Origin of the sequence: Bradyrhizobium sp. MOS001, from assembly GCF_004634465.1 — a bacterium.
GTDB lineage: Bacteria > Pseudomonadota > Alphaproteobacteria > Rhizobiales > Xanthobacteraceae > Bradyrhizobium > Bradyrhizobium barranii.
The window spans coordinates 129,874-156,125 of sequence record NZ_SPVJ01000004.1; the positions used below are offsets into that span (position 1 = coordinate 129,874).

Annotated in this window: 23 protein-coding genes and 1 tRNA gene; 8 read left to right on the forward strand and 16 right to left on the reverse strand. The window is 64.1% G+C overall.

Going from position 1 to position 26,252, the window contains the following annotated elements; all coding sequences use genetic code 11:
* The first annotated feature begins 39 nt into the window (after positions 1 to 39).
* The 3 genes from CT676_RS08325 (at position 40) to CT676_RS08335 (ending at position 2,140) form a co-directional block, all read left to right on the forward strand.
* Positions 40 to 906 carry a LysR family transcriptional regulator gene (locus CT676_RS08325; protein WP_135214358.1) on the forward strand — a complete coding sequence of 289 codons (867 nt, stop codon included), beginning with the start codon at positions 40 to 42 and terminating at the stop codon, positions 904 to 906.
* Between the two features lie 71 nt (positions 907 to 977).
* Positions 978 to 1,658, forward strand: coding sequence for a site-2 protease family protein (locus tag CT676_RS08330; protein ID WP_063983857.1), 681 nt, complete (start codon positions 978 to 980; stop codon positions 1,656 to 1,658).
* Between the two features lie 62 nt (positions 1,659 to 1,720).
* Positions 1,721 to 2,140, forward strand: a complete 420-nt coding sequence (locus CT676_RS08335) for a hypothetical protein (RefSeq protein WP_028146575.1) — start codon at positions 1,721 to 1,723, stop codon at positions 2,138 to 2,140.
* On the opposite strand, the gene CT676_RS08340 is transcribed toward CT676_RS08335, so the two are convergent.
* The 6 genes from CT676_RS08340 to CT676_RS08365 all read right to left on the reverse strand — a co-directional run bounded on the left by CT676_RS08340 (position 2,128) and on the right by CT676_RS08365 (position 8,228).
* A complete protein-coding gene (locus CT676_RS08340; RefSeq protein WP_071914947.1) occupies positions 2,128 to 2,943 on the reverse strand; it encodes an energy transducer TonB in 816 nt (271 codons plus the stop codon). The genes CT676_RS08335 and CT676_RS08340 overlap by 13 nt on opposite strands.
* A gap of 9 nt (positions 2,944 to 2,952) precedes the next feature.
* A complete protein-coding gene (gene exbD, locus CT676_RS08345) occupies positions 2,953 to 3,408 on the reverse strand; it encodes a TonB system transport protein ExbD (protein ID WP_014495997.1) in 456 nt (151 codons plus the stop codon).
* A gap of 3 nt (positions 3,409 to 3,411) precedes the next feature.
* Positions 3,412 to 4,308 (reverse strand): tonB-system energizer ExbB, encoded by an 897-nt coding sequence (exbB, locus tag CT676_RS08350; RefSeq protein ID WP_135214359.1) that lies wholly within the window; start codon positions 4,306 to 4,308, stop codon positions 3,412 to 3,414.
* Complete coding sequence (locus CT676_RS08355; protein WP_041957735.1) at positions 4,305 to 4,994, reverse strand: Fe2+-dependent dioxygenase; 690 nt, start codon at positions 4,992 to 4,994, stop codon at positions 4,305 to 4,307. The genes exbB and CT676_RS08355 overlap by 4 nt, the downstream gene beginning before the upstream one ends.
* 20 nt (positions 4,995 to 5,014) lie before the next feature.
* Positions 5,015 to 7,564 (reverse strand): TonB-dependent receptor, encoded by a 2,550-nt coding sequence (locus CT676_RS08360; RefSeq protein WP_135214360.1) that lies wholly within the window; start codon positions 7,562 to 7,564, stop codon positions 5,015 to 5,017.
* 424 nt (positions 7,565 to 7,988) lie between these two features.
* The gene (locus tag CT676_RS08365) at positions 7,989 to 8,228 is read right to left on the reverse strand and encodes a hypothetical protein (RefSeq protein ID WP_071914955.1); all 240 of its coding nucleotides are present in this window, start codon (positions 8,226 to 8,228) and stop codon (positions 7,989 to 7,991) included.
* A 397-nt stretch (positions 8,229 to 8,625) separates the two neighbouring features.
* On the opposite strand from CT676_RS08365, the gene CT676_RS08370 reads away from it, so the two are divergent.
* The 3 genes from CT676_RS08370 to CT676_RS08380 all read left to right on the forward strand — a co-directional run bounded on the left by CT676_RS08370 (position 8,626) and on the right by CT676_RS08380 (position 13,572).
* Entirely contained in the window at positions 8,626 to 9,798 is a 1,173-nt protein-coding gene (locus tag CT676_RS08370) for an efflux RND transporter periplasmic adaptor subunit (RefSeq protein ID WP_071914957.1), read from the forward strand.
* A complete protein-coding gene (locus CT676_RS08375; protein ID WP_071914959.1) occupies positions 9,795 to 12,941 on the forward strand; it encodes a multidrug efflux RND transporter permease subunit in 3,147 nt (1,048 codons plus the stop codon). Before CT676_RS08370 ends, CT676_RS08375 begins: the two co-directional genes overlap by 4 nt.
* A 64-nt stretch (positions 12,942 to 13,005) precedes the next feature.
* Complete coding sequence (locus tag CT676_RS08380; protein WP_167767988.1) at positions 13,006 to 13,572, forward strand: invasion associated locus B family protein; 567 nt, start codon at positions 13,006 to 13,008, stop codon at positions 13,570 to 13,572.
* 177 nt (positions 13,573 to 13,749) lie between these two features.
* On the opposite strand, the gene CT676_RS08385 is transcribed toward CT676_RS08380, so the two are convergent.
* Complete coding sequence (locus tag CT676_RS08385; RefSeq protein WP_135214361.1) at positions 13,750 to 16,038, reverse strand: arylsulfatase; 2,289 nt, start codon at positions 16,036 to 16,038, stop codon at positions 13,750 to 13,752.
* A gap of 107 nt (positions 16,039 to 16,145) precedes the next feature.
* Between CT676_RS08385 and CT676_RS08390 the strand changes: the two genes are divergently transcribed.
* The gene (locus tag CT676_RS08390) at positions 16,146 to 16,811 is read left to right on the forward strand and encodes a TetR/AcrR family transcriptional regulator (RefSeq protein ID WP_167767989.1); all 666 of its coding nucleotides are present in this window, start codon (positions 16,146 to 16,148) and stop codon (positions 16,809 to 16,811) included.
* On the opposite strand, the gene CT676_RS08395 is transcribed toward CT676_RS08390, so the two are convergent.
* The 6 genes from CT676_RS08395 to CT676_RS08420 all read right to left on the reverse strand — a co-directional run bounded on the left by CT676_RS08395 (position 16,793) and on the right by CT676_RS08420 (position 22,168).
* Entirely contained in the window at positions 16,793 to 17,512 is a 720-nt protein-coding gene (locus tag CT676_RS08395) for an ABC transporter ATP-binding protein (RefSeq protein ID WP_135214363.1), read from the reverse strand. The two genes, CT676_RS08390 and CT676_RS08395, sit on opposite strands and share 19 nt — an antisense overlap.
* Entirely contained in the window at positions 17,509 to 18,276 is a 768-nt protein-coding gene (locus CT676_RS08400; protein WP_071914964.1) for an ABC transporter ATP-binding protein, read from the reverse strand. The genes CT676_RS08395 and CT676_RS08400 overlap by 4 nt, the downstream gene beginning before the upstream one ends.
* Positions 18,266 to 19,237, reverse strand: a complete 972-nt coding sequence (locus tag CT676_RS08405; protein ID WP_063983868.1) for a branched-chain amino acid ABC transporter permease — start codon at positions 19,235 to 19,237, stop codon at positions 18,266 to 18,268. Before CT676_RS08405 ends, CT676_RS08400 begins: the two co-directional genes overlap by 11 nt.
* A gap of 13 nt (positions 19,238 to 19,250) precedes the next feature.
* Positions 19,251 to 20,114 (reverse strand): branched-chain amino acid ABC transporter permease, encoded by an 864-nt coding sequence (locus tag CT676_RS08410; RefSeq protein WP_071914968.1) that lies wholly within the window; start codon positions 20,112 to 20,114, stop codon positions 19,251 to 19,253.
* 67 nt (positions 20,115 to 20,181) lie between these two features.
* Entirely contained in the window at positions 20,182 to 21,435 is a 1,254-nt protein-coding gene (locus CT676_RS08415; RefSeq protein WP_135214364.1) for an ABC transporter substrate-binding protein, read from the reverse strand.
* 370 nt (positions 21,436 to 21,805) lie between these two features.
* Entirely contained in the window at positions 21,806 to 22,168 is a 363-nt protein-coding gene (locus CT676_RS08420; protein ID WP_167767990.1) for a DUF1428 family protein, read from the reverse strand.
* A gap of 205 nt (positions 22,169 to 22,373) precedes the next feature.
* Here CT676_RS08420 and CT676_RS08425 point away from each other — a divergent pair, with 205 nt between their 5' ends.
* Positions 22,374 to 24,197 (forward strand): caspase family protein, encoded by a 1,824-nt coding sequence (locus tag CT676_RS08425; protein ID WP_135214366.1) that lies wholly within the window; start codon positions 22,374 to 22,376, stop codon positions 24,195 to 24,197.
* A 162-nt stretch (positions 24,198 to 24,359) separates the two neighbouring features.
* Here the strand turns inward: CT676_RS08425 and CT676_RS08430 are convergent.
* The 3 genes from CT676_RS08430 to CT676_RS08440 all read right to left on the reverse strand — a co-directional run bounded on the left by CT676_RS08430 (position 24,360) and on the right by CT676_RS08440 (position 26,226).
* Positions 24,360 to 24,433 (reverse strand) — tRNA-Gln (locus CT676_RS08430).
* 403 nt (positions 24,434 to 24,836) lie between these two features.
* Positions 24,837 to 25,208: a hypothetical protein gene (locus CT676_RS08435; protein ID WP_167767991.1), complete on the reverse strand. Its 372-nt coding sequence runs from the start codon at positions 25,206 to 25,208 to the stop codon at positions 24,837 to 24,839.
* A gap of 4 nt (positions 25,209 to 25,212) precedes the next feature.
* The gene (locus CT676_RS08440; protein ID WP_135214368.1) at positions 25,213 to 26,226 is read right to left on the reverse strand and encodes a hypothetical protein; all 1,014 of its coding nucleotides are present in this window, start codon (positions 26,224 to 26,226) and stop codon (positions 25,213 to 25,215) included.
* Positions 26,227 to 26,252 lie beyond the last annotated feature (26 nt).

Genomic DNA, 26,252 nt, shown 5'->3' on the forward strand with positions numbered 1-26,252 from the left:
GGGAATGGAGTTTCCGTCATGCTGGGATAAGTTTTCGTCATGACCACGCCTGTTCTCGACCCCGATCTGCTGAAGGCATTTCTCGCCGTCGCCGAGCATCGCTCGTTCACGCGCGCAGCCCAATTGCTCAACCGGACCCAGTCGGCGGTCAGCGTCCAGATCAGGCGCCTGGAAGAGCGGATCGGCACCAAGCTGTTTCAGCGCACCAGGGCCGGCGTCGCGCTGACCGCGGCGGGCGATGAGCTCCTCGTTTATGCGAGGCGGCTTCTCGACCTCAATGCAGAGGCGATCGATGTGCTCCGCGCACGCAAGCGCGACGCCGTGGTCCGCCTCGGCGTGATGGACGATTACGGCACGATCGTCATTCCGCCCTTGCTGGCGCGCTTTGCCCAAAACCATCCGGAGATCCGGGTCGAGATCGAGACCGGCCTGACCGCGACGATGCCGGCCCGGCTCGGCGAGGCCTATGACCTCGTCATCGCCATGCATCCGGAAGGACGCGGCGATGGCGAACTGCTCCGACGCGAGCAGGCGGTCTGGGCTGCGGCCAGGACGTATCGAGCCGAAGCACAGGACACGCTGCCCGTCGCGCTCTACCCGCCGGGCTGCCTGTTCCGGCAATGGGCCGCGGACGCCCTCGATGCCGCCGGCCGGCCCTGGCGCCTTCCCTTCGTCAGTCGGACCCTTGCGGCGGTGGAAGCGATCGCGGCGGAGGGCCTTGCGATCACGGTCGTGAAGGCCGGCACCCTGCCCTCCCGCCTGCGCGCCCTGTCGAACGGCCTGCCGCCGCTGCCGGCTGCCGACATCCGCCTGCACCGCGCGCGCAACCTGTCGCAGCCGGCGGCGACGCTGGCGGATCATTTACGGCTTGGGATTTCGGAACCCGCGTCCCATATCCTGACCTGACGCGTTGCCCCATCACCGGATCGGCCGGGTTGGCTGCAAGGCCACGAGGCACAAACCGGGACGGACGAGCCGTGAACATTTCCCTCTATGAGCTTTCTGTATGGGTGCTACCGCTGCTGCTCGCCATCACCTTCCACGAGGCCGCGCACGCTTTCGTCGCGTACCGTCTCGGTGACAACACGGCCTGGCAGCTCGGCCGCGTCAGCTTCAACCCTATCAAGCATATCGATCCGTTCGGCACCCTGATCCTGCCGGCGATGCTGCTGTTCGCGCACTCGCCGTTCCTATTCGGCTATGCCAAGCCGGTTCCCGTCAATTTCCGCAAGCTCAACCATCCCAGGCTCGACATGGTCTGGGTGGCCCTTGCCGGACCCGCCACCAACATCCTGCTGGCGCTCGCGGCGGCTCTTGCCCTGCATGCCCTGCCCCTAGCACCGGCGGCCTCGGCCCAGTGGATCTTCGACAACCTCAAGAATGCGCTGGTGATCAACGCGGTGCTGGCGGTGTTCAACATGATGCCGATCCCGCCGCTCGACGGCGGGCGCGTCGCGGTCGGGCTGTTGCCTCGGGCCCTCGCCATGCCGCTGGCCCGGCTCGAGCCATTCGGGATGCTGATCCTGATTGGTCTTCTGATCCTGCTGCCGCTCGCGGGCTCGCAGTTCGGTCTAAATCTTGATGTTATTTCAGGAATACTGCGAACGTTGACCGGTTATGTGATTCAGGCTGTTCTCTTCCTGACCGGCAACGCGTAGTTCAACAGAACACCCGAACATAAGCCGAAGGGCTCGAGGCCGACTTGGTCAAAGCTGCCGATATGCTGATCGCGCGACGCGCGGACACCCGCGCCCGCGCCGATTTTGCCACCTGGAAGATGATGGCCAAGCTCAACGGGGCCTCCGCGCTGCCTGCCGAGGCGCAGGAGTTCCTGGTCAGCTACAAGAACCTACTGGCGCGGATGAGCGAGGGCGAGGCCACCGAGGCCACGATCGGCGCGATCTACAAGGCCTACTATGCCGAGATGGGCGGCGCGGGAACTCCGCCCGACGTCCGCACCCGTCCGCCCGAGCCGGCGGCGGACAATGTTACCGCTTTCCGCCGCCCGCCTCCGAAACCGACGAAGACGGCCTCCTTCACGGCGGCGTTTAGCGGAGCCCAGAAACGGCCGCTCCCGGTGGCGCTGATCTTCGTCTGCCTGGTCGTGGTCTATGTCGGGATCCGGCTCTACTGGCGCTGAGCCGATTTCTTCTTTTTCTTCTCGTCCGGCGGCGTGAAGATGATGTCGACGGTCCGCTCGAACCGGTCTTCGGTCAGTCCGGCCGGGGGCTGCGGGATGGGATCGGACTTGCGGACAATCGAGAGCGCGGCCGCATCGTAGGCCACATCCCCCGATGACTCCACGACGTCGACGGACAGCACATTGCCCCTGCGGTTGATCGCGAAGCTGACCTTCACCTTCTGATTATTGGGCTGCTTGCCCTCAGGGTTGACCTTATGGGCCGTGAGGTGCGCGCTGATCTTGCGATTCCAGTCGGTCGTGATCCTGAGGATGTCTTTGCCGAGGCCAAGCACCGGCGCCAGGGCCTTCTCGGCCTCGCGCGCGTCCTCGTCGAGTGTCTGCCGCGCCGTTGCAACCGACTGCGGCGAAGCCTCGGCAGCGGGTGTCTCGACCGCCGCGATCTTGGGATCCTCGTCCTGCGGCTTCTTCGAGATGTTTTCGGTGACGACCCGATCGGGATCGTCGACCTGTTGCGACTGGTCCTTTGGAAGCTCGGTTTCCTTGGTCTCGGCCTTTTGCTCGGGAAGCGCCTGCTGCTCCTGCATCGCTTCGCTGTCCGGTCCCGGCGGAAGGTCGGTCTCGGGCGCCTTGGGCGAGGCCATCTCGACGGCGAACTCCGCGCCGGACGCGCCCAGGCCATCGTCGTCGTCATCGGTCCGCAGATGGGCCAGGGCGAGCGCGGCACCGCCCAGATGGAGCGCGAGCGCCGCCACCGCCGCCAAAATCCAGAGCTTCCGGGATGGTCTGGCTTCGTCCGACATCGTGCGCCTCTAAGGCTGACCGGCGCCTGCCGCAGGCGCTCCGGGAGCGCCCTCCAGCGCGACCAGCTTCACCCGGGAATAGCCGCCTGAGCGCAAGAGCTCCATGACACTCATCAATTCGCCATACGGCACCGAGCGATCGGCGCGCAGGAAGACATACTTGTCCTTGCTCATGTCGGACAGGCCGTCGAGGGTCCCGATCAACTCGGCGCGGTGGACCGGGTTTTCGCCGATCGCAAGCGTCAGATCGGGCTTGATGCTGAGATAGGTCGGCTTGTCCGGCTTCTTCTGCGGGGTCGCGCTCGAGGTCGGCAGATCGATCGGCAGGTCGACCGTGGAGAGCGGAGCTGCGACCATGAAGATGATCAGCAGCACCAGGATGACGTCGATGAACGGCGTGACGTTGATGTCATGCGTCTCGCCGAAATCGTCGTCGTCATCATTGTCTGCGAGCGAAACGCCCATGGTTCACTCCGCCGCGCGCGAATGCGCGCTGCCGTGGCTGCGGTCGAGATCGCGCGAGAGCAGCCGCGCCGCCGCGCCCGAGGCACGGCTGACGAGCTCGAGATAGCTTTTCGTCATGCGCGAGAAGTGGTTGTAGATGATGACGGCGGGAATGGCGGCGACGAGGCCGATCGCGGTCGCGAGCAGCGCCTCGGCGATGCCGGGCGCGACCACGGCGAGGTTCGTGGTCTGCGACTTCGAGATGCCGATGAAGCTGTTCATGATGCCCCAGACCGTGCCGAACAGGCCGACGAAGGGTGATGTCGAGCCGATGGTCGCCAGCACGCCCATGCCGATGCGGATGCGCCGCGCCTCCGCGCGCACGATTTCGGAAAAGCTCGAGGCCGCACGCTCCTTGATGCCGGTATCGCTGGACAGGCCGGCCGACATCCGCGCCTCACGCAGCGCCGCCGCCAGGAAGGACGGCAGAATGCCCTGCTTGGCGCCGAGCGCCATCTGCGCTTCCGCGAGCGAGCGCGCCTCCGAGATCTTCTTCAGTGCCGAACGAAGCTTGCCGGACGCGACCGACAGCTCGATCGACTTGGCGATCAGGACGGTCCAGGTCATCAGCGATGCGAAGGCAAGCCCGATCATCACCGCCTTCACGATGACGTCCGCCGACATGAACATCACCCAGGGGGACAGCTCCTTCATGGCCGGCGCGATCGCGGCCGCGTCGGGCTTCGCCACGGGCGCCACCACCGCCGGAGCGGCAGCCGGAGCCGGGCTGGCGGTGGCCGGCTGAGCCGTCGCCTGTGCCGCCGGCGGGGTCTGTGTCTGGGCAGAAACAGGGGATACGAGCCAGGCGGCCGCCAGCATCAAGGCGGCGGCAAGGCTTGCTTGGAAGGACATGATCTTCATACTTCGGCCCAGTAGCGAATGAGGTTGTGATAGATACCCGTCAATTTGACCGTTTCGGGATCGTCACGCCCGAGCCGTTCCACCAGCGCCTGTATCGCGGTGTCGAGGTCAAAGATCATGCTCCGGGCTTGATCGTCCCGTATCATGCTCTGAAGCCAGAAGAAAGACGCAACCCGCGTCCCCCTCGTCACCGGCGTGACGAGATGGAGGCTGGTCGAGGGATAGAGCACGCAGTCCCCGGCTTGCAACTTCACTTCGTGCGAACCGTAGGTGTCCTCGATCACAAGTTCGCCACCGTCATACTCTTCCGGCTCAGCCAGGAACAGCGTGACCGACAGGTCTGTGCGGATGCGAAGGCCGGTCAGGCGGTCGCCGCGGATCGCATTGTCGACATGCAGCCCGAAATGATGGCCGCTGTTCGCCGCATAGCGGTTGAACAGCGGCGGGAAGATCTGCAGTGGGATCGCCGCTGCCAGGAACCGCGGGTTCGACGTCAACGCCGAGATGATGCGGTTGCCGAGCTTGCGCGCGACCTCGCTGTCAGGCGGCAACTGCTCATTGCGCTTGACCATTGCTGACTGCGCGCCCGCGGTGGAACGGCCGTCTTCCCATTCGCTGGCGTCCATGATGCGGCGGAATTCCGCCACATCATCCTTGCTCAGGACGCCTTCTATGCATGTCAGCATGGCACCTCGTCGTTACTCCATCAGTAGCGCGCCGAGATCACCAGATAGGCGGCGCGTCCCGGTGCTTCCAGCACGAAGGGCGCGGCGCTCTGGTACAGCGCGTCATAGTAGCGTTTGTCGAAGATGTTGTTCACGAACAGCTTCAACTGCCAGTTCTTGTTGATCTTGGCTTCCGCGAACACATCGAAGCGCCAGTAGCTCGGAAGCGACGTGCCTGCGTTGGCCGCAAGCAACGAGCCACCGTAGATCTTCGAGCGGTAGACGGCCTGCCCGCCCAGTTCCCAGATATCGTTGAACTGGTACTTCGACAGCATGCTGAACGACTGATGGGCAACGTTGGCCAGAGGAAGCCCGACATTGGTGGTGTAGAGAAGCGGCGCGGGCATGTTCGCGGGCTTCACGTTGGACGCCGTAACCTCCGACTGCATCAGGACGAGGCCGCCGAACACACTCCATTTGTCGGTGATCTTGCCGCTCACGCCGAGATCGATGCCGCGAATACGATAAGCGGAACCTGCGGTGATACACGATATGTTGCCGGTCGTGCCGGCGGGATAGACGCATCCCAACGCGGACGCCGTGGCCACACTATTGACGTTCTGTGCCTCGCGCGCATTGTCCTTGGTGGTCTGAAACAGCGCAGCCGTCAGGAGCAGGTGGCGGTCGAACAGCTCCCACTTGGTGCCGAGTTCGATGGCCGTGTTCTTCTCCGGCCCGAAGATCTGATTGTTGCCGCCGGCCAGAGCGGGATTGACGCCGCCATACGCGGTGCTGGTGCCGTCGAACTCGGCGCCCACCGGGTTCGCTGAGGTCGCGTAGGCCACGTACACGCTGCCGTTTGGCGCCGGTTTCAAGGTCAAACCGAGATTGAAGTTGGGAATTAGGAAGTTTGCCGATTGCTGCTTGAGAGCGTTGCCCGCCCCGTATGCAGACGTATCGAGGTTGTAGTTGTCGTAGCGGAAGCCGCCATTGAGGATCAGGAGGTCACGATAGTTCGCACTGTCCATGACGTAGCCGCTGACAGTGTCGATGCCGATCTTGGCCGGCAGACCGGCCAGTGCGAGCGCCTTCCCGGGCAAGAACGTGTCCTGAGGGAAGAAGACGCTGACACCTGTCGGCGAGCCGCCTGGAGTGATCGGAACTCCGTTCCCTTCCGAGGTGAGCCCGAGATACTTGTCGATCGACGACCGCTCGCGATCGACTTCGATCCCGGCCAGCGCGGTGTGCTTGAGGCCGGCCCAGTCCTGGAACTTGTAGGTCGCTTCCGTCTGGTTGGCGAGCACGTCAGTGATCTGGAGACGGCTCTGCGGATTCATCGTGAGCGTCGAATTCGAAAGCGGGTTGGCGATCACCGGCTGCTCAGGCAGCGTTCCGACATAGTTCTGGGTCGAACGAGATACGCGGAACTTGTTGCTGACCATCAAGTCGGGCGTGATCTGCACTTCCGCGTTTAACGAGCCGATGTCCTGGCCGGTCCGGTAGAAGTCGCGGTTGATCTGGCCATACCAGTTGTTGCGGTTGGAGCCGAAGTCCGGGAACGGCCCACCGGCGGTCGTCGCCGTGCTCGGCCGGTAGTAGGGCACGCCGAAGTCCGGCACGCCGGTCAACTCGGTGTGGATGTAACCCCCGGTCACCCTGATCGTGTCGGTCGGCTTCCAGGTCGTGGCGACGAACGCGCCGTTGCGATTATCCTTGACGAAATCGCGACCGGCGACATCGGCGTCCTGGAACAGACCGCCGGCACGAACGGCCAGCGTCGGGTTGATCACCTGGTTGACGTCGAGCACCACACGCTTGGTCTGGTCGGTGCCAAACGTCGTGTCCATGTTGTAGAAACTGTTCTGCGTCGTCGCCTGCTTGGTGACGATGTTGATCGCACCACCGGCGACACCGCGGCCCGCGAAAGTTGAGCCCGGACCACGCAGAATTTCGACCTGCTCGGTGAAGAAGTTTTCACGGACGCTGACGCCCGCGTCGCGCACGCCGTCGATGAAGATGTCGTTGCGGGCATCGAAGCCGCGAATGAAGAAGCGGTCACCGAAGGCATTGCCGCCCTCACCCGTTCCGAGCGTCACGCCTGCCGTGCTCAGGATCGCCTGCTTCAGCGTCGTGGCGTTCTTGTCCGCGAGCACATCCTTTGTAAGCACGGTGATCGATTTTGGCGTGTTGAGGATTGGCTCAGGGAATTTACCCGACGCTTGCACTCGGGTGGCCATATAAGGCGCGGCGGGATTTGCGTACGGATCACGATCGGCAGGACCAGGGCTCGGATTGGCGACAGGCGCTTGTGCGGCCTGCTGCCGCTGCGCCGCGCGCCGCAGCGCGTTGCGCGCGCGAATCTGATCGGCGGTGGGCTTCGAAGCGGTCGGACGCGGACGCTGCTGAGGCGCATCGACGTTCACGGGGGGCAGATTGGTCTGCTGCGCCTGTGCGCCGGTCGAGACCGTCGCGACCGCGATCAGACTGGCGACCGTGGACACAGTCTTGCCGGTCGCAGTGTCGAAATTGTTGCCGAAGGATTTCCGATCCGCGACCGAACGCAACGATCGCGGTGTCTTCATCATGCCCATCACACGCCCCACAGTGCTTATGCTTCCATTGGTCGCGTTGCGACAACGCGACGCATTGGTGCTATCGGGCGTGTTCATGGGGGTCAACGCGATCTCTGCAACACTCCGTTTGAATCCGACCATTTCAAAGCAATTCTAAACTCGGTTGAGTGCGCCGCAGTTTTAAATGGTTCTAAACTTGAACCGTTCTAATCTGGACATTGATCGCTGCGATCTCGTCGTACCGCATCAACCTTCGAGCTGATGCGCTTCGTCGATGCAGAAACGCGAACGATGGGGCGGTGCTATCGGTCGGAGAAAAGCAGGTCAATGCGATTGATCTGCCTGCACATTTGAATTCATCCAGATCGGACTCGGTGCAGATTTCAATCTGGAAACATGGGCGCATGCGAGAGCTGCGCAGGCGCGAGCAGCGGCGCCGCTCTCAATCGCTGCTCGGCGGCTTCATCAGCGAGAACAATTCGTCGACGGTTTTCTGTGCGACGGCACGCACACGATCGGAGTTGTCCATGCCGGCGATGTTGACGCCGCTAACGACGGCTTTGATCTCGTCGCGGAAGTCGGTCAGAAATCGCAAGGGATCGCGCTGCTCGTTGGCGACGCGCGCGATCAGTCCCGTGATCAGAATCTGGCACGCGATCAGCTTGCCGTTCAGTTCGTCCATCCTGCGCTCCCGTTGTGGCGGGGCCGATATGACCGATGCCGGATTTCCTGACAACCGAAACGCCGTGCAGGCGAATTAGAACCGTTCTCACGGGAGTTGTTTCCGGCTCACTTCGCAGCGCTGCCGGGGCGCCCTTGCGGACAGCTCTGCAGGCCGCCCACACCGGCTCCGGGCATTGCCCAAGATTTGCGCGCGGATCGTTCGCGCCGGGAAAATGCAGCACTGCACACCGTAGTGTCGCGGAGCTGCCTAGACAGTGCAAAGCTTTCCAATTGTTTAGGATTCCGAACCGATAGTGCTGTTTACACTGGAACTTGGCGTGTATTATACAAGCGCGCTGGAACCCTATGATTGCTCCACAATTCGTAGTTTTGGGCGTAAGAGCCAACGAGCCGACATGAAAAAAACACGGCCGATCCTCTGGATTCTGATCATCGCGGCCGTGGCCTCCGCGGGTTACTATGGCTGGCAGAAATTCGGCTCGCCCGAGGCCGGAAAAACCCAGACGGCTCAGAAGGGTCCGGCGCGTCCGCCCGCCATCCCCGTCAGCGTTTCGCCGGTCCAGAAGGCCGACTTTCCGGTTTACCTGACCGGTCTCGGCACGGTTCAGGGCTTCAATACGGTACAGGTCCGGAGCCGGGTTGACGGCCAGATCGACAAGATCGCCTTCAGCGAAGGCCAGATGGTCAAGCAGGACGAGCTTCTGGTCTCGATCGATCCCCGGCCCTATCAAGCCACGCTCGACCAGGCCAAGGCCAAGAAGGCGCAGGACGAGGCGAATCTCGCCAACGCCAACCTCGAGCTCCAGCGCGCCATGAAGCTTGGCGAGTTCGCAACCGCGCAGCGGGTCGACACCCAGCGTTCCACCGTCGCGCAGCTGACCGCCCAGATCGCCGCCGACGAAGCCGCCATCTCCAACGCCCAGACCCAGCTCGACTACACCCAGATCAAGGCGCCGTTCACCGGCGTGGCCGGGCTGCGCCTGGTCGACGTCGGCAACATCGTCAACGCCTCCACGCAGACGGGAATCGTGACGATCTCGCAGGTCGAGCCGATCTCGGTGATCTTCACCGCGCCGGAAGATCAGCTGCCCTATATCAGCGAAGGCCAGAAGGCCGGTGCGCTCAAGGTGATCGCGTTCACCACCGACGGCAAGAAAACGCTGGCCGAGGGCAAGCTCGCGGTCATCAACAACCAGGTCGACACGACCAGCGGGACTATTCGGCTCAAGGCGGTGTTCGACAACAAGGAACACACGCTGTGGCCGGGCCAGTCGGTTTCGACGCGCCTTCTGGTACGCACCCTGAAGGACGCGACCGTGGTTCCGGATGACGCGGTTCAGCATTCGACCAACGGCCTCTACGCCTATACCGTCAATCAGGACAACAAGGCGGAAGTGCACAAGATCAAGGTCAGCTACGCCATCGACGGCCGTTCGGTCGTCGACGAAGGCTTGAGCCCGGGTCAACAGGTGATCACCGGCGGCCAGTTCAAGGTCCAGCCCGGGAGCCTGGTCTCGACGGCCGTAGCAAGCTCGGATCCGAGCCAGAACAAGGTACGACAGGAATGACCGAGGGCGGGATTTCGGCACCTTTCATCCGTTATCCCATCGGCACCTCGCTGCTGATGGCCGGCATTCTGTTCGTCGGTCTCGTCGCCTATCCCCTGCTGCCGGTCGCACCGCTGCCGCAGGTGGACTTCCCGACCATCCAGATCACGGCCAATTTGCCGGGCGGCAGCCCCGAGACGATGGCCTCGTCGGTGGCCCAGCCGCTCGAGCGGCAATTCGCCCAGATCCCCGGCATCGCCCAGATGACCTCGACGAGTTATCTCGGCACCGCCTCGATCACCATCCAGTTCGACCTCAACCGCAGCATCGACGGCGCCGCCAACGATGTGCAGGGCGCCATCAACGCTGCAAGCGGCCAGCTGCCGAAGAACCTGCCCTCGCCGCCGACCTACCGCAAGGTCAACCCGGCCGACGCGCCGATCCTGCTGCTCTCGGCAACATCCGATACGCTGCCGCTGACCACCGTCAGCGATGCCGTCGACGCCCAGCTTGCCCAGCAGATCAGCCAGCTCTCGGGCGTCGCGCAGGTCTTCATCGGCGGCCAGCAGAAGCCCTCCATCCGCATTCAGATCGACCCGGCGAAACTCGTCGCCAAGGGCCTGTCGCTGGAGGACGTGCGCAGCCAGATCGCGATCACCACGGTCGACAGCCCCAAGGGCAATATCGACGGGCCGAAGCGCGCCTACACGATCTACGCCAACGACCAGCTCACCCAGTCCAAGGACTGGAACGACGTCGTCATCGCCTATCGCAATGGCGGTCCGCTTCGAATCCGCGACATCGGACAGGCGGTGAGCGGCGCCGAGGACGCCAAGCAGGCAGCCTGGGCCAACGGCAAGCGTGGCGTGTTCCTGGTGGTGTTCAAGCAGCCGGGCGCCAACGTCATCGAGACCGTCGACCGGATCAAGGCCACCCTGCCCCGCCTCGTCGCGGCGATTCCGCCCGCGATCAAGATCGAGTTGATCAGCGACCGCACCACGACCATCCGCGCCGCGGTCGAGGACGTCCAGTTCACGCTGCTGCTAACCATTGCCCTCGTGGTCATGGTCATCTTCGTCTTCCTGCGCAGCTTCTGGGCGACGGTCATTCCCACCATCACGGTTCCGCTGGCGCTACTGGGCGCGTGCGCCCTGATGTGGGTGGTTGGCTATTCGCTCGACAATCTGTCGCTGATGGCGCTCACCATCGCGGTCGGATTCGTCGTCGACGACGCCATCGTGATGCTCGAGAATATCACGCGCTACATCGAGGAAGGCGAATCGCCCATGGCGGCCGCCTTCAAGGGCTCCAAGGAAATCGGCTTCACCATCGTCTCGATCAGCATCTCGCTGGTCGCGGTGCTGATCCCGCTGCTGCTGATGGGCGGCATCATAGGACGCCTGTTCCGCGAGTTCGCCGTCGTGCTGGCGATGACCATCTTCGTCTCGATGTTCGTGTCGCTAACGCTGACGCCGATGATGGCCTCGCGCTTCCTGCGCGCCCATGGCGAGGTGACCCACGGCAAGTTCTACCAGTGGAGCGAACGCGCCTTCGACGGCATGCTGCGCGGCTACGAGTACGTTCTCGATCATGCCCTGGCCTGGCGCCGCACCACGCTCCTGATCTTCTTCGCCACGCTCGGCCTGTCGATCTATTTGTTCATCCTAATCCCGAAGGGCTTCTTCCCGCAGCAGGACGTCGGCCTGATCACCGCGACATCCGAAGCGTCCCAGGACATCTCCTTCGCCGAGATGCAGCGCCGCCAGGTCGAGCTCGGCAAGATCGTGATGGACGATCCCGACGTCGCCACGATCGCGATGAACATCGGCGGCAGCGGCCGCGCCGGCAACAACGGCAATTTGTTCATCACGCTGAAGCCGCGTAACGAGCGCAACGCGTCGGCGCAGGAGATCATTGCCCGGCTGCGTCCCAAGCTCGAGAAGGTGTCGGGCGCCCGCCTCTACATGCAGGCGGCCCAGGACGTCCGGCTCGGCGGCCGGCCGACGCGCACGCAGTTTGAATTCACGCTACAGGATGCCGATCTCACCGAGCTCAACGACTGGGCGCCGAAAATCCTCGCCAAGATGCAGACGCTGCCGCAACTGCGCGACGTCGCGACCGACCAGCAGACGCAGGGCACCACGGTCCAGCTCAAGATCAACCGCGACACCGCATCGCGCTACGGCATCCAGCCCCAGCTGATCGACGACACGCTGTATGACGCCTTCGGACAGCGCCAGGTCACGCAGTATTTCACCCAGCTCAACACCTACAAGGTGATCCTCGAGATCCTGCCGGAGATGCAGGGCAGTCTCGACAGCCTGAACAAGCTCTACCTGAAATCGCCGCTGACCGGCGACCAGGTGCCGTTGTCGACCTTTGCGACCTGGACCACCGATCCGGTCCGCCCGCTCTCGATCAGCCACCAGGGCCAGTTCCCGGCGATCACGATCAGCTTCAACCTCGCCCAGGGCGTCGCGCTCGGCCAGGCCACCGAGGCCGTGCAGAAGGCGATGGCCGATCTCGGCGCACCCCCGACCCTGAATTCGAGCTTCCAGGGCACCGCGCAGGCGTTCCAGCAGTCGCTCGGCACCGTGCCGCTGCTGATCCTCGCAGCCCTCGTCGTGGTCTATTTGATCCTCGGCATTCTCTACGAGAGCTACATCCACCCGATCACGATTCTGTCGACCCTGCCCTCGGCCGGCGTCGGCGCGCTCCTGATCCTGATGGCGGCCGGCTTCGACTTCAGCCTCATTGCATTGATCGGAATCATTCTCCTGATCGGCATCGTGAAGAAGAACGGCATCATGATGGTCGACTTCGCCATCGCGGCCGAGCGCGACGAGCACAAGACGCCGGAGGAATCGATCCGTCAGGCCGCGCTGCTGCGCTTCCGGCCGATCATGATGACGACGATGGCCGCCCTGCTCGGCGGCGTGCCGCTGATGCTCGGCCACGGCACCGGCGCCGAGATCCGCCAGCCGCTCGGCTACGCCATGGTCGGCGGCCTGATCGTCAGCCAGGCGCTGACGCTGTTCACCACCCCGGTGGTCTATCTCTATCTCGACGAGCTCAACAACTGGTTCTCGGGCTGGGGCCGTTCGGGTGACGGCAAAGGTCACGAGGCGCCCGAGCACAGCACCGTCAAGCAGGCCGCCGAGTAAGCTTGCACCGCGGCTTCCGCGACGCTACAGCGAGGCCCTCGGTTCACGCCAACGCGGTTTCGCCATGTCCATGCAATCCAGACTTGTCGCCCTCGCTGCCGCCCTTCTGCTGTCGACAGGCGGCGCGTATGCCCAGCAGAGCGCCAAAAAGAACGCCGCTTCCCCTGCACCGGCCGCACAGCCCGCGCCAGCTCCGACCCAGCCGCCGGCTGACGGTGCGCAGCAAGCCGGATGGGTCGTGCGCTGCACCAGCGTCAGCCGCGATGCGCCGCTCGAATGCGCGATGGAGCAGAACGCGGTGCTGACCAAGACCGGCCAGACCATCGTCCTGATCAACATCCGCATCGCGCCCGACACCCGCACGCCGGTGGCGCTGCTGCAATTGCCGCTCGGCCTCAACCTGCCCGTCGGGGCCAAGCTCCAGGTCGACGAGGGCAAGACATTCGACCTCCAGATCCAGACCTGCGAGAACCGCGGCTGCTACGCCTCGACGCCGATCGCGGCGGACCTGCTCGCCGCCTTACGGTCGGGCAAGCAGCTGAAGGTCTCCTTCCAGAACATGGCCAAGGAGGCGATCGCGATCCCGATGCCGCTGGGCGATTTCGCGGCGGCCTACGACAAGATCAAGTAAGGCCCACACTGTCATCGCCCGTCTTGTGCGCAATTGCGCACTGGGGCGGGCGATCCAGTACTCCGAGACGGTTATGGTTCAATCGATAGGCCGCGGCGTACTGGATGCCCTGCCCCCGTGCGCGATTGCGCACTAGGCGGGACATGACACCGGTGCTCGCCGCCCAACCTCCCGTCCCTACTGCCGCGCCATCTGCGCATTGCCGACGGCATCGCCGTCGAGCTTCTGGTCGTTGTGCATGGTGACGGTGACGCGCAGCAATCGCCCCTCGAACTCGAACGGCGCCTCGTAATGCGACACGGGGCTGCCACGGTCGCGGCCGATGTCGAGACCGGACCACGAGATCAGCGTGTGGAAGCCGAGCTGGGTCTGGAGCGACCCCGCCGGCTCGCCGTCGATCAGCAGCGTATATTCGGTGACGCCGGTGCGCGCCCCCTTGGCCGGCGGCTCCTTGCGCACGAGCCGCTCGACATACACGCCGAGCCGCCGCGCGCCTGACGGCACCTTGCGGTCCGACCGCACGATCTGGTGGCTGCCGCCGATGTTGAGGTCGTGCACGAGATGGCCATCCCTGACGTAGAGGCTGTAGCCTGACGTCGCATCGCCATGCGAGATCAGCACGCCATCGGCGCCCTGCCCGTCGATCTCGACATGCGCCTCGATCGTGTAGCTGCGGCTGCGCACGTCAGGCGCGACATCGGTCGGCACGTGGCCCATGCCGGCGTGGAAGACGAAATGGTGGCGTGCACCGTGGAAGCGCGCCGCGTTCTCGGCAAAACGCGGCCCGAAACGGTCGTCGAGCGGCAGCACCTTGTGCTTCTCGGCCTCCGCCCACCAGGTCGCGATCATTGCTGCCAGACGCTCCGGCTCCTTTGCGGCGAGATCGTCGGTCTCGGAGAAATCCTCGTCGAGATGAAACAGCTCCCATTTGTCGTTCTCGAACGGCGTGCCCGAGGGATGGAAGGCGACCGCCTTCCAGCCGCCCTGCCAGAGGCCGCGATGGCCGAACATCTCGAAATATTGCGGCGAGCTTTTTGAGGACGCGGACGCATCCGTGATCGAGCGCGCAAAGCTCTCGCCTTCCAGCGGCATCTGCGGGCAGCCCGCGATCGTGCTGGGCGACTCGACGCCGATCAGCTCGAGCAACGTTGGTGTGAGATCGCAGGCGTGGACGAACTGGTGCCGCAGCTCGCCTTTGCCTGCGATCCGCTTGGGCCAGTTGATGACGAAGGGATCGCGGATGCCGCCGCCATGGGTGTTCTGCTTGTAGCGCCGCAGCGGCGTGTTCGACGCCATCGCCCAGCCATGCGGGAAATTGCTGTGGGTGTCGGGCCCGCCGATATCGTCGAGACGCGCGAGCTTCTCCGCGATCGGCTCCGGCTTGAAGTTGAACGGTCCCATCGCGTTGACGAAGCCGAGCGGCCCGCCCTCCTGGCTCGCGCCGTTGTCGGACATCACGATGATCACGGTGTTGTCGCGAATGCCGGCCGTCTCCAGGAACGCGACAAGCCGTGCAAGATGTCGATCGGAATGATCAAGCATGCCGGCGAAAGCCGCCTGCAGGCGGGTGAAGACGCGGCGCTCGTCGGCCGAGTGCTCCTCCCACGGCTTCACACCGTCGTTGCGCGCGGGCATCCGCGTTCCCTCAGCCACCAGCCCCATCGCCTTCTGGCGTGCCAGACGCCGTTCGCGCTCGACGTCCCAGCCGTGCGCGAATTCGGCGTCGTAGCTCCCGATGATGTCGGCCGGGGCCTGATGCGGCGCGTGGCAGGCGCCAAGTGCGACCCAGGTGAGCCAGGGAACGTCAGGACGGTCGGCGACATGGTCGCCGATGAAGCGGATCGACTGATCGATCAGATCTTCGGTCAGATGATAGCCGTCCGCATACGTGCCCGGTGGATCGATATGCGTGTTGTCGGAGACGAGCTCGGGCGCGTACTGGTCGGTCTCGGCATCGAGGAAGCCGTAGAAGCGGTCGAAGCCACGGCCGAGCGGCCAGCCGTCGAACGGGCCGGTGGCTCCGCTTTCGGTCAGCGGCGTGACATGCCATTTGCCGACCATGTAGTTGCGATAGCCATGTAGGCGCAGCATCTCGGCCAGCGTCCCCGCCTCGCGCGCGATCTTGCCGCGGTACCCGGGATAGCCGGAATCGAAATTGGCAAGGCAGCCGACGCCGACCGAGTGATGATTGCGCCCTGTCAGCAGCGCGGCGCGCGTCGTCGAGCACATCGCCGTGGTGTGGAATCCGGAGTAGCGCAGCCCCTCCGCAGCGAGCCGGTCGATGGTCGGCGTCTTGATTGTCGAGCCATAGCAGCCGAAATCGGAGAAGCCGACGTCGTCGAACAGCACGACCAGGATGTTCGGCGCCCCCTCGGGCGGCTTCGGCGCATCAGGCCACCAGGGTTTTGACTCCGCGACCGTCTTGCCGACGGTGCCGCAGAACGGCGTGCCGCTGCCTGCGCTCATCTGCTTCTCCCTGCTGGTTGCCCGGCGGCTGCGGTTGACCCGCGGCTCGGCCACGTCTAAATTATAACCCGAATTATTATTATGATTTTTACCGGATGCAAGCGCGGATGCGGCCAAGCTCGGATGAACTCGATTTCGACCTGCCCGGCGTCGCCCCGTCGCGGCAGAAGCGCAGCCGCGAGACGACGCTGGCGCTGCTGCGCGCCGGCGCCGGCATGCTGCGCACGCGCAGCCTGGCCGAGCTGTCGATCGAGGCGCTCTGCACCGAGGTCGGCGCCACCGTCGGCGCCTTCTACAGCCGCTTCGAGAGCAAGGAGGCCTATTTCAACGCACTGATGGCGCTGGCCGCGCGCGACGGCGAACAGCGGCTCGGCGACATGAGACGCCCATCGCCGGACGCGGACCTCGACAAGCTCTGCCACATCATCGTCAGCGGGATCATCGCCTGGATGCGCAACCACGAGGGCGTGCTGCGCGCCGCGCTTCAGCATAACGACACCCGTCCGGACAAATGGACGCCGTTCAAGGCCCTCGCGAAGGCCACCACGATGAGCGCCACCCCTCTCCTGCTCCCGGCCATGGACAAGGGACGCAAGGCCGCCAAGACCCGCACGATCGCCTTCGGCTTCCAGGTCGTGCTGGGCACGCTGGTGAACGCGATCCTCAACGATCCCGGGCCGCTGTCGCTTGGATCAAAAGAGATGGAGACGCGGCTGGCCGGTTGCCTGTTGCTGTTGCTCCAGGCGGAGATCAATCAGTCGACGCCGAGATAGGCCTTCTGCACCTGCGGATCCTCGGCGAGCGCAGCGGCCGTGCCGGACAGCACGCTCTTGCCGACCTGGAGAACGGTCGCGAAGTCCGAGACTTCCAGCGCCAGCTCGATCGACTGCTCGGCAAGCAGGATGGTCAGGCCCTCGCGATGCAGGCGGCCGAAGGTCTCGTACATGGATTCGACCACCGCCGGCGCGAGGCCGAGCGACGGTTCGTCCAGCATCAATAGCTTCGGATCGCTCATCAGCGCGCGGCCGACCGCGAGCATCTGCCGCTCGCCGCCGGACATGGTGCCGGCGCGCTGGTTGCGGCGTTCCTTCAGGCGCGGGAAGATCTCGTAGACGCGCTCAAGCAAATTGGCCTGGCGCGACTTGTCGTGCAGCGGCGTCGCGCCGAGCATGAGGTTGTTCTCGACGCTCTGCTGCACGAACAGCCGCCAGCCTTCCGGCGACAGCGCAAGCCCCTTGCGCACGATCGCAAAGGCCTTTTGGCCGGCGATGTCCTCGCCGCGAAAGCTGATCGATCCGGAATGCACGGGAATGAGACCCGCGATCGCGTTCAGCGTCGTGGTCTTGCCGCCGCCATTGGAGCCGAGCAGCGCGACGACGCTGCCCTCCGGCACCTCCAGCGAGACGTCGGAGACACCGATGAGGTCGCCGTAGCGCACCTCGAGGTGCTCGATCCGAAGAAGCGCGCCGCTCATAGGTCCCGCCCGCCCATCAGCTCGACCGGCGTATGGCCGGCCGCGGCCTTCGCCGCGCGTTTGCCGAGATAGGCTTCGATCACCGCCGGGTTCGAGGTGACCTCGCGCGGCGAGCCGCGGGCGATCTCCTTGCCCTGGTGAAACACCATCACGCGGCTCGCGAGCGACATGATCACTTCCATGATGTGCTCGACGATGACGAGCGTGATGCCGGAGCGGTGGATGTCGCGCACGAGATCGATGGCGAGCCTCACCTCGTGGGCGTTGAGCCCGGCCATGGCCTCATCGAGCAGCAGCACCTTCGGCTCGGTCGCCAGTGCGCGGGCGATCTCCAGCCGCTTGCGGCCGGGTGTGCCCAGCGAACGCGCCGGCGCATCCGCAAGCCTGCTCATGCCGACGCGCTCCAGCACCGCGCGCGCCCTGGTCTCGGCCTCGTGGCGATGCGAGGTGCGCAGGAAGGCACCGATCATGACGTTCTCGAGCACCGTCATGCCTTCAAAGGTCTGCGGCACCTGGAAGGTGCGGGCAAGGCCGAGCCCGGCGCGCTGCTCCGGCGCGAAGTCGGTGATGTCGGTCCCCTCGAACAGCACGCGGCCCGAGGTGGTCTTGAGGTCGCCGGTGAGGCAATTGAAGAAGGTGGATTTGCCGGCGCCGTTCGGGCCGATCAGGCCGAGAATATCGCCCTGCTCCAGCGTGACGGACGCATCGTCCACCGCCTTGAAGCTGCCGAACGCCTTTGTGATCCCGCGCGCCTCAAGGAGCATGGCCGGCTCCCTTATCTGCGCCGGGCTTGCGTCGTCCCATGAACAGGCTGAGCAGGCCGCCGGGCTGGAAGCGCGCGATCAGCACGATGATCGCGCCATACAGGACGAAGGTGAGGCCGGCCCCCTTGCCGCCAAGCCAGCTGTTGGAGATCTCCTCCAGCGGCACGAGGATCGCGGCTCCCACCAGCGGACCGAACAGCAACCCCGCCCCGCCCAGCGCCGCCATGATCAGGATCTTGACCGAGATCAGGATGCCGAGCCCGGACTCGGGATCGACGAAGCCGAACATCATCGCATAGAGCGCGCCGGCAACGCTCGTCAGCGCCGCGCTCAGCATGTAGGCGTAGAGCTTGGTCCGGCTCGCGGGTGCGCCCAGGGAACGTGCGGCCCTCTCGGAATCCTTGATCGCGCGCAGATAGAATCCCATGCGGCTGTTGGTCATCCACCAGGTGATGAACAGCGTGATCACGAGGACGACCAGGAAGAGGTAGTAGTACGGCAGCGACGACAGGAACGAGAGATCGAAGATGTTGCGGGGGACCGTTGGACCGGAAAGACCCACGGCCGCGCCGAGCCAGTCGGTGTTGGTGACGATCAGCCGCACGGTCTCGGCGACCGCGATCGTCGCCATGCTGAAATAGTGACCCGACAGCCGTAGCGTCGGCACGCCGATGATCGCAGCGAGCCCCACCGCCAGCACGATCCCGCCGGGGATGCCGAACAGCGGCGACAGCCCGAACTTGGCGTAGCTCCCCATCGCGGCATAGGCGCCGCAGCCGAAGAACACGACATGGCCGACCGAGACCTGGCCGGCATAGCCGCCGACGATGTTCCAGGCCGACGCGGCGATGGCATAGAGCAGCACCAGTGCGCCCAAGCGCTGCTGGAACGGCGAGGACAGCAGCAACGGATAGGCAATCGCCAGTGCTGCGACGATTGAGAGCCAGATCAAGCGCCGCATTGCAGCTTTCTCATCAGAGCTTGCCCATCAGGCCTTGCGGCCGGAACCAGAGGAAGAACAGGAACAGGACATAGACGACGATGTCCTTGTAGACCGCACCGATCAGATAGCCGGAGAGCGACTCGATGACGCCGATCAACAGGCCCGCGACGAGCGCGCCTGGCACGCTGCCGAAGCCGCCAAGGGATACCGTGACGAAGGCGACGATGCCGAGCGTCTCGCCGACCGTCGGCACGATGTAGAAGAAGTTCGCGATCAGCGCGCCGGCAAGGCCGGTGGCGCCGGCCGCGATGGCCCAGGCAATCGCCTGCATGGTATCGGGCCTGATGCCCATAAGCTGAGCCGCGGTCTGATCCTCCGCCACGGCCAGCATTTTTGAACCAAGCGATGTGCGCGTCAGAAGCAGGTGGAGGCCGAATGTCACCAGCAGCGCGACGACACCGGCAAGCAGCCGCGAGGCTTCGATCCGCAGGCCCGCAAACGCATAGGTGCCGCCGACGATATTCGACGGCATCGACAGGAAGTTGGCGCCGAACCACCAGAACACGGAATAGCGCAGCAGCAGCGCGAGCCCGAACGTGCCGAGGATCTGCGCCAGCATCGGCCCCTTCATGATGTCGCGGATCAGGGCGAAATAGACCACGACCCCGACGGTCGCGAGCACCAGTGTCGCCAGCGGCGCACCGAGGATGGGCCCTCCCCCCATCAGCGTATAGACGACATAGGCGACGTACATGCCGAGCATGACGAAGTCGCCATGCGCGAAATTGACGATGTTCATCATGCCCCACACCAGCGTGAGGCCAGAGGAAAACAGGGCGTAGACGGCGCCAAGCAGAAGCCCGCCGACAATCACCTGCACGAGTACGAAGGACATGAGCTGCGTTGCTCTGATCAAAACATTCTGGGAAAGGCGGGACGCGCGGTCCCGCCTTCAGGCAATCTTACCAGCCCTTGTAGGGCAGCACCGGCGCCTTCTCGGCATTGGCCTTCGGCCATACCGCGACGTAGTTCTCGCCATCCTGGAGCTGGATGATAGCGCCGGAAGCCAGGATGTTCTGGCCCTTGTCGTCGAACTTCACGCCCTTGTAGCCGATCATGAGCTGCTCGGGCTTCAGGTCCGTCGCCTTCAGCGCGGCCTGGATCTTTGCAGGCTCGGTCGAGCCGGCGCGGTCGATGGCATCGGCCAGCACGAAGAAGCCCTGCATCTGCCGGGCGACCGTGTCGTCCATCTCCTCGCCGCTCTTCTTCTTGTACATGTCGGCGATGATGGCGGACGCCGAGCCCGGCGGTCCCACGACCCAGGACGAGCGGTTGAAGACGCCTTGCGAGATCTTGCCGACCGCCTTGGTGAAGGACGGATCGGAGTAGCCGGCATCGTCGGCCAGCAGCACGGCCGGCTTGTAGTCGAGCGACTGCATGGTCTTGGCGAACAGGATCGCATCCGACGTGTAGCTGATCATGATGACGACGTCGGGCTTCTTGTCCTTGAGCTGGAGCACCTGGCCCTGCAAGTCGGTCGCATTGACGGGATAGGCGATGTCGAGCGCGATCGGCTGGCCCTTTTCCTTGAAGGCGCCGGCGATCGTGTTGGCGACCGAGGTGCCGTATTCGGTGTTGTCATGGACCACCGCGACGCTGTCGGTCTTGGCACCCTGCGCCTTGATGTCGGCGAGGAAGTCGACATAGATCTTGGCGAAATCGGTCGCGATCGGCGTGGTGCGGAAGAACCATTTGAAGCCGCGCTCGGTGAGATTGGCGGCGACCGATTCCGAGTTCAGGAAGGGAACGCCGTATTTCTCGGCGATCGCGCTCGACGTCAGCGTGACGCCGGACTGGTAGGAGCCGAACACGGCCGCCACCTTCTCTTCCGTGATCAGGCGCAGCGCCTGATTCTGGCCCGTCGCCGGGTTGCCCTGGTTGTCGGCGAACACAGCCTCGATCTTGGCGCCGCCGAGGCCGGCAAGGCCGGCGTTCTTCGCCAGCGGCAGATTGCCAAGCTCAGGATGGGCATTGTTGATGATGTCCATGGCGACTTCGAGCGCCGCCTTGGCGTGCGCACCGATCGAGGCGGTGCCGCCGGACATCGGCATGATGACGCCGATCTTGATGACCTTGTCCTGGGCCTGCGCGCCGGAGCCCAGCGTAAGGAACATCGCGGCTGCGCAAAACAGCCCGGTGACGTGCTTGAAATTCATCAAATCAGACCTCCCAAAGGGTTTCCCCGACCAAGCTATTTTGGAAGCTGCAGGCTAAGCGCCCGCTTCCGTTTGTTTATGCCTGGTGGATCTAGGATGGCATGCCAGCCGGACACCGGCAAGACGAAACGGACTTGCGCAATGCTGCATGGGAGAGGCAGCGAATGCGCCGGCGCGGGCGGCGTTCAAATCCGGCGTCGTCCGGCGCGAACGCGGTAACCCGAACGGCGGACGTCATTGCCATCTGCAGGGGTGGGTTAACACTGCGACTGCGTCAAGCACGGTCCGCCGGCGTAACCCGCCCCTGTGTGTTTCCGCGAACGCAGAGCCGGTGGGTTACGCCGTCGCCAACCCACCCTGCGAAACGCCGTCAGCCGACGACGTCGCTCGCCCGCAGCAGCGTCGTAAAGCCGCCATAGATCATGCGCTTGCCGTCGAAGGGCATGTCGGCGCCCTTGAGCCGCTCATCGGCCATCACCTTCTTGTTGACGGCATCGCGGGTCTCCCGGTCACGGTAGACGATCCAGGAGAACACCACGACCTCGTCCTCCTTCGCGATCACCGCGCGCGGAAACGAGGTCAAGTCGCCATAGGGCACGTCGTCGCCGATGCACTCGACGTAATCGAGCGCGCCGTGCTCCATCCATATGGTGCAGGCGTTTCGCGCCAGCGCCTTGTAGGCCTCGATCTTGTCCTTCGGCACGGCCAGCACGAAACCATCGACATAGGGCATCACGGGATCTCCTTTGGGTTGCCTGCCCCAAGGACGTAGCGGCGCACGGCGATCCGACTCGTCATCCCACCCGCAAGGTGAGGCAAACTGTCGCGAGGATTTCGTGCGCTACTTCACATTTGAAGCTCGCCGCGCCGTGACATCATCCCGGACGTTTGCGCTCGCACATCGGCTACTTCAGATTGCAGTTGAGAAGGCAGCTTTCATGAGCACCCGCCTGTCATTGCTTTGTGTCCACGGCGTCGGTCACGCGGAGATCGACGCCGAGTTTCGAAAGTCATGGTCCGAGGCGATCATACGCGCCGTCCAGTCCGTCGATCAGAGCCTCAACCCGGCCATCGACTTCCTCTCGTATGACGACCTGTTCGACAAGAGCCCGCCCAACCTCGTCACCTATGGCATCGCGCTGGCGAAACTGCTGGCGAGCGCGACAGTCCATGGGATCGGTGATCTGCTCTCGGGCACGCGCGGCCTCGATGACGTACCGACCCTGATCAGATGGACCGCGGGCATGGTCGCCCAGTGGTCGGTGGATGAGCAGTTGCAGGCCGCGCTGCGCGGCGCAGTCCTCGACAAGCTGAAGAGCGGCAACTACGACGTTGTCCTGGCTCACAGTCTCGGCTCGCTGATCTGCTACGACACGTTCGTGCGCAACCCCGCTGCGATCAGGGACAAGGTCTTCGTCACGTTCGGCTCGCAGATCGGCAATCCCGCGGTGCGCGACGTCTTCGCAGGCCGCATTCAGGACCTTCCCTGCCGGAAATGGTACCATCTGTTCAACCGGGAAGATCACGTTCTCACCTATCCGCTCGAGATCGCCGCAGACAATTTTCAGCAGGTACTGACACCGTTCGATGTCCCCAACGATCTCCTGAATCACAACGCGACCTGGTACCTGTCGCGCCCCGAGACCGTCGCCACCGTCTGGCACGACGTGGTCCCGGTGCCGACGTCCCGCTCCATCGTCAGCGCCGCGCGGGGGATTGCCCGCATTGACACCCGGCCGACCCGCCGCGCCCTGCTGATCGGCATCAACGACTATCCCAAACCCGCGGACAGGCTCGAAGGATGCGTCAACGACGTATTCCTCATGAGCTCGGTGCTACAGGAAAGCGGCTTCAAGCCGGACGAAATACGCGTCGTGCTCAATGAGCGGGCGACGGCGCAGGGCATCATGGAAAGGCTTCACTGGCTGCTCGAGGGCGTCCGCGACGGCGACGAGCGTATGCTGTTCTACTCGGGCCATGGCGCCCAGATTCCCAGATACAGCCCGAGCGGCGCACCGGATAGCGTCGACGAGTGCCTCGTTCCCTATGATTTCGACTGGACGCCCGAGCACGCGATTCTCGACCGCCAGTTCAGCCAGCTCTACTCACAGCTTCCGTACGACTGCTATTTCGTCGCCATGCTCGACTGCTGCCATTCCGGCGGCATGACACGTGACGGCGGTCCGCGCATCCGCGGCCTGACGCCGCCCGACGATATCCGCCACCGGGCGCTGCGGTGGGAGGCAAGCGAAGGCATGTGGGTGCCGCGCGAGTTCCCTCCCCTCAACGAGAGCCTGAGCAAGAGCAAGAACGGCGCCGACTATCTCGGCGACAACGGCGCCACGCAGCGGCTCGGGCGCAGCATGGCGCTCCGCACCCAGCCCGACAAGGAATACAACAAGACGCGGGCCGAGCTCGGGCATCACGGTCCTTATCTGCCGATTCTCCTCGAGGCCTGCCAGGAGCAGGAGCTATCCTATGAATATCGTGACGGCGTCACGTCGTATGGCGCCTACACGTTCTGCATGGCGAAGGTGCTGCGTGAACAACGAGACCGCGGCGCCAATCCATCGTTCCAGGAGCTGAGCGAGCTCGTCACGGCCAAACTCCGTCGCCTCAAATATAACCAGACGCCGAATCTCGTCGGCGCCAAGAAGCGCGTCAGCGCGAAAATTCCATGGGGCGCGGCAGATGCAGGTCGCGGCCAGCGACGGGCGCCGAAAAAGCGTGCCGCCAAGTCCGGCCGGAAAAAGCGCCGCTAATCATTTCGCCTTGCATCGCCGGGCAGCGCATCGCGGGCGCTATGAGTCCGGCCAATGCGCCGAGGCCGGAACGACGAAAGGCGCGGTCTGCCGACGGCACGTCAGGCTCGCACCGGGGGCCCGGTTCAGAGCCGCTTATGATCTGGATAAATCGCCCGGAACTGGCTGGGGAACCTGGATTCGAACCAAGACAAACAGAGTCAGAGTCTGTTGTGCTACCGTTACACCATTCCCCACCGAAGTGCTTGATATCACAAGACTTTCTTCGGAAGCTTTGCAAGCCGCAGCAAAAGTTTTGCAAATCAGCGGCGCGCTGGCGCTCATATAGCCGCGCCGGCGTTCGCGGTCTAGCCCCTCTGTAAGCATCGCAGCTTGTTCTCGCTGCGTTCGTGCCGTAGCGGCATGTCCGCCCTCACCCGCGGCCGGCTCCGGCAATCAGCACCAGGAGACCTGGCACGCCTGCCTCGACGACGTCCACATGCCACGATCAACGGGCGCGCCGGCGTGCCGCTTCACGTCGATCAATGGGCATGGTCTGTCGGCTTTACCCAGGCATGATGCGCGCGCTCGACGCCGGCACGCCGCAGCCGGCGATCGCCCCAACGAAGCGCGGGAGGGTTTACAGGCTGATCCGCTGACCTAGTCGCCCAAGACCACGGATCGCTTGCCATAGAATTCACCGACACAATCATTCGGCAGCTGGCCCGGATTTTTGGTTAGCTCACCGTCCATCAGCATGGACGGCTTGACCGATCTCTTGGGGACGACAACATCCAGGTCCTTCGTCGTCCGAAGAAATTGATGCCTCTGGACACTCTCGCTCCAAAAGGTCGCGAATTGCGACTCCTCGGCGCGGACGTATCCCAGCGCGACGCTATCGAGGAGCAAAAAAGAAAGGAGCCCGCAGGCCACCAGGGCCGTCATGCGAACATGGGCATGATGGCCCAGGGAGGGAAGGAAGCGGGCAGCCAGGGCGACGACGCAGCCCCCTCCGGCAAGAAGAAAAACCACCACCTCATTCCGCCCTCGCGTCGCGAGATCCTCCGCCGTCGCAAAATAGGCAATGACATAAGCGGTGTAGAGACCAGCGAGCACCGCCGCCACGAGCCCGACGATCAAGACCAGCAGCCGCGCCGCCGGCCTCGGTTGCGAAGGCACCACGAAGACCGAAAACAACGCCACGAAACCGAGCCAGGCCCACGTCGCAGATTCGGTGTAGTGCCGAACCAGCTCGAGCCACAGATAGTACAACCCCATCGAGAAAGAAGCGGCGATCTTCCCCCCCTCCGGATATGCCGCCATCCGGACCGCATTCCCCCGGTGACAAAAGCAGGATCGCAAGTCCGATGAAGGTCGCCGTCAGCATCGCTGCATGGCCCGCCAGTTGCGGGCGAGGATGGTAGAACGCGCGATAAAGGGCAGAACCGGCGACGAGGGCTACGATCCAAAATGGCGTGAACTCGTTGGCCAGAGCACCCAGGAAGCCGATTGCGGAGAGAACGACGATTTGGCCGGTCGAGAGCACGGTCTCGTTCGCTGCGGACCGCACCAGCTCGACGAGGATGATGATCACGAAGAGGGCGGGAACCATGTAGGACGCACTGCCCGAGATCCAGTAAAGCATCTCCCGCAGACTGATCGCCAGAACGAAGCTCGCCGCGCAGAGCATTGCACCCGCCAAAAATCTCTCTGGCCACGACAGGCCGGTCCACATTCGACCGGCCCAATAAACACTGACTGCCAAGAAGATGGCCATGCCGCAAATGAGTATGACCGGATAGACGACCACGTAATCGACGCCTGTCACCTTGCTGACAACGGCGGGGGCGGCGATCGCCACAAGCGAGGTCAGTCGGCCCATCTGGTGCAAATAATAGGATTTGACCATTCCGACGAGACCCATGCTGTTGACGCGGTTCGTCACGCAATAATCGTCGGATTCAGGCATCGCATAGAGCGCGATGGACGCGAGCCAGAGCAGGATGAAGAGAGCGACAGAAGCGGCCACGATAGGCATCACGTCCGGCATGCGGCTTCCGAGGCGCACAGGAAATC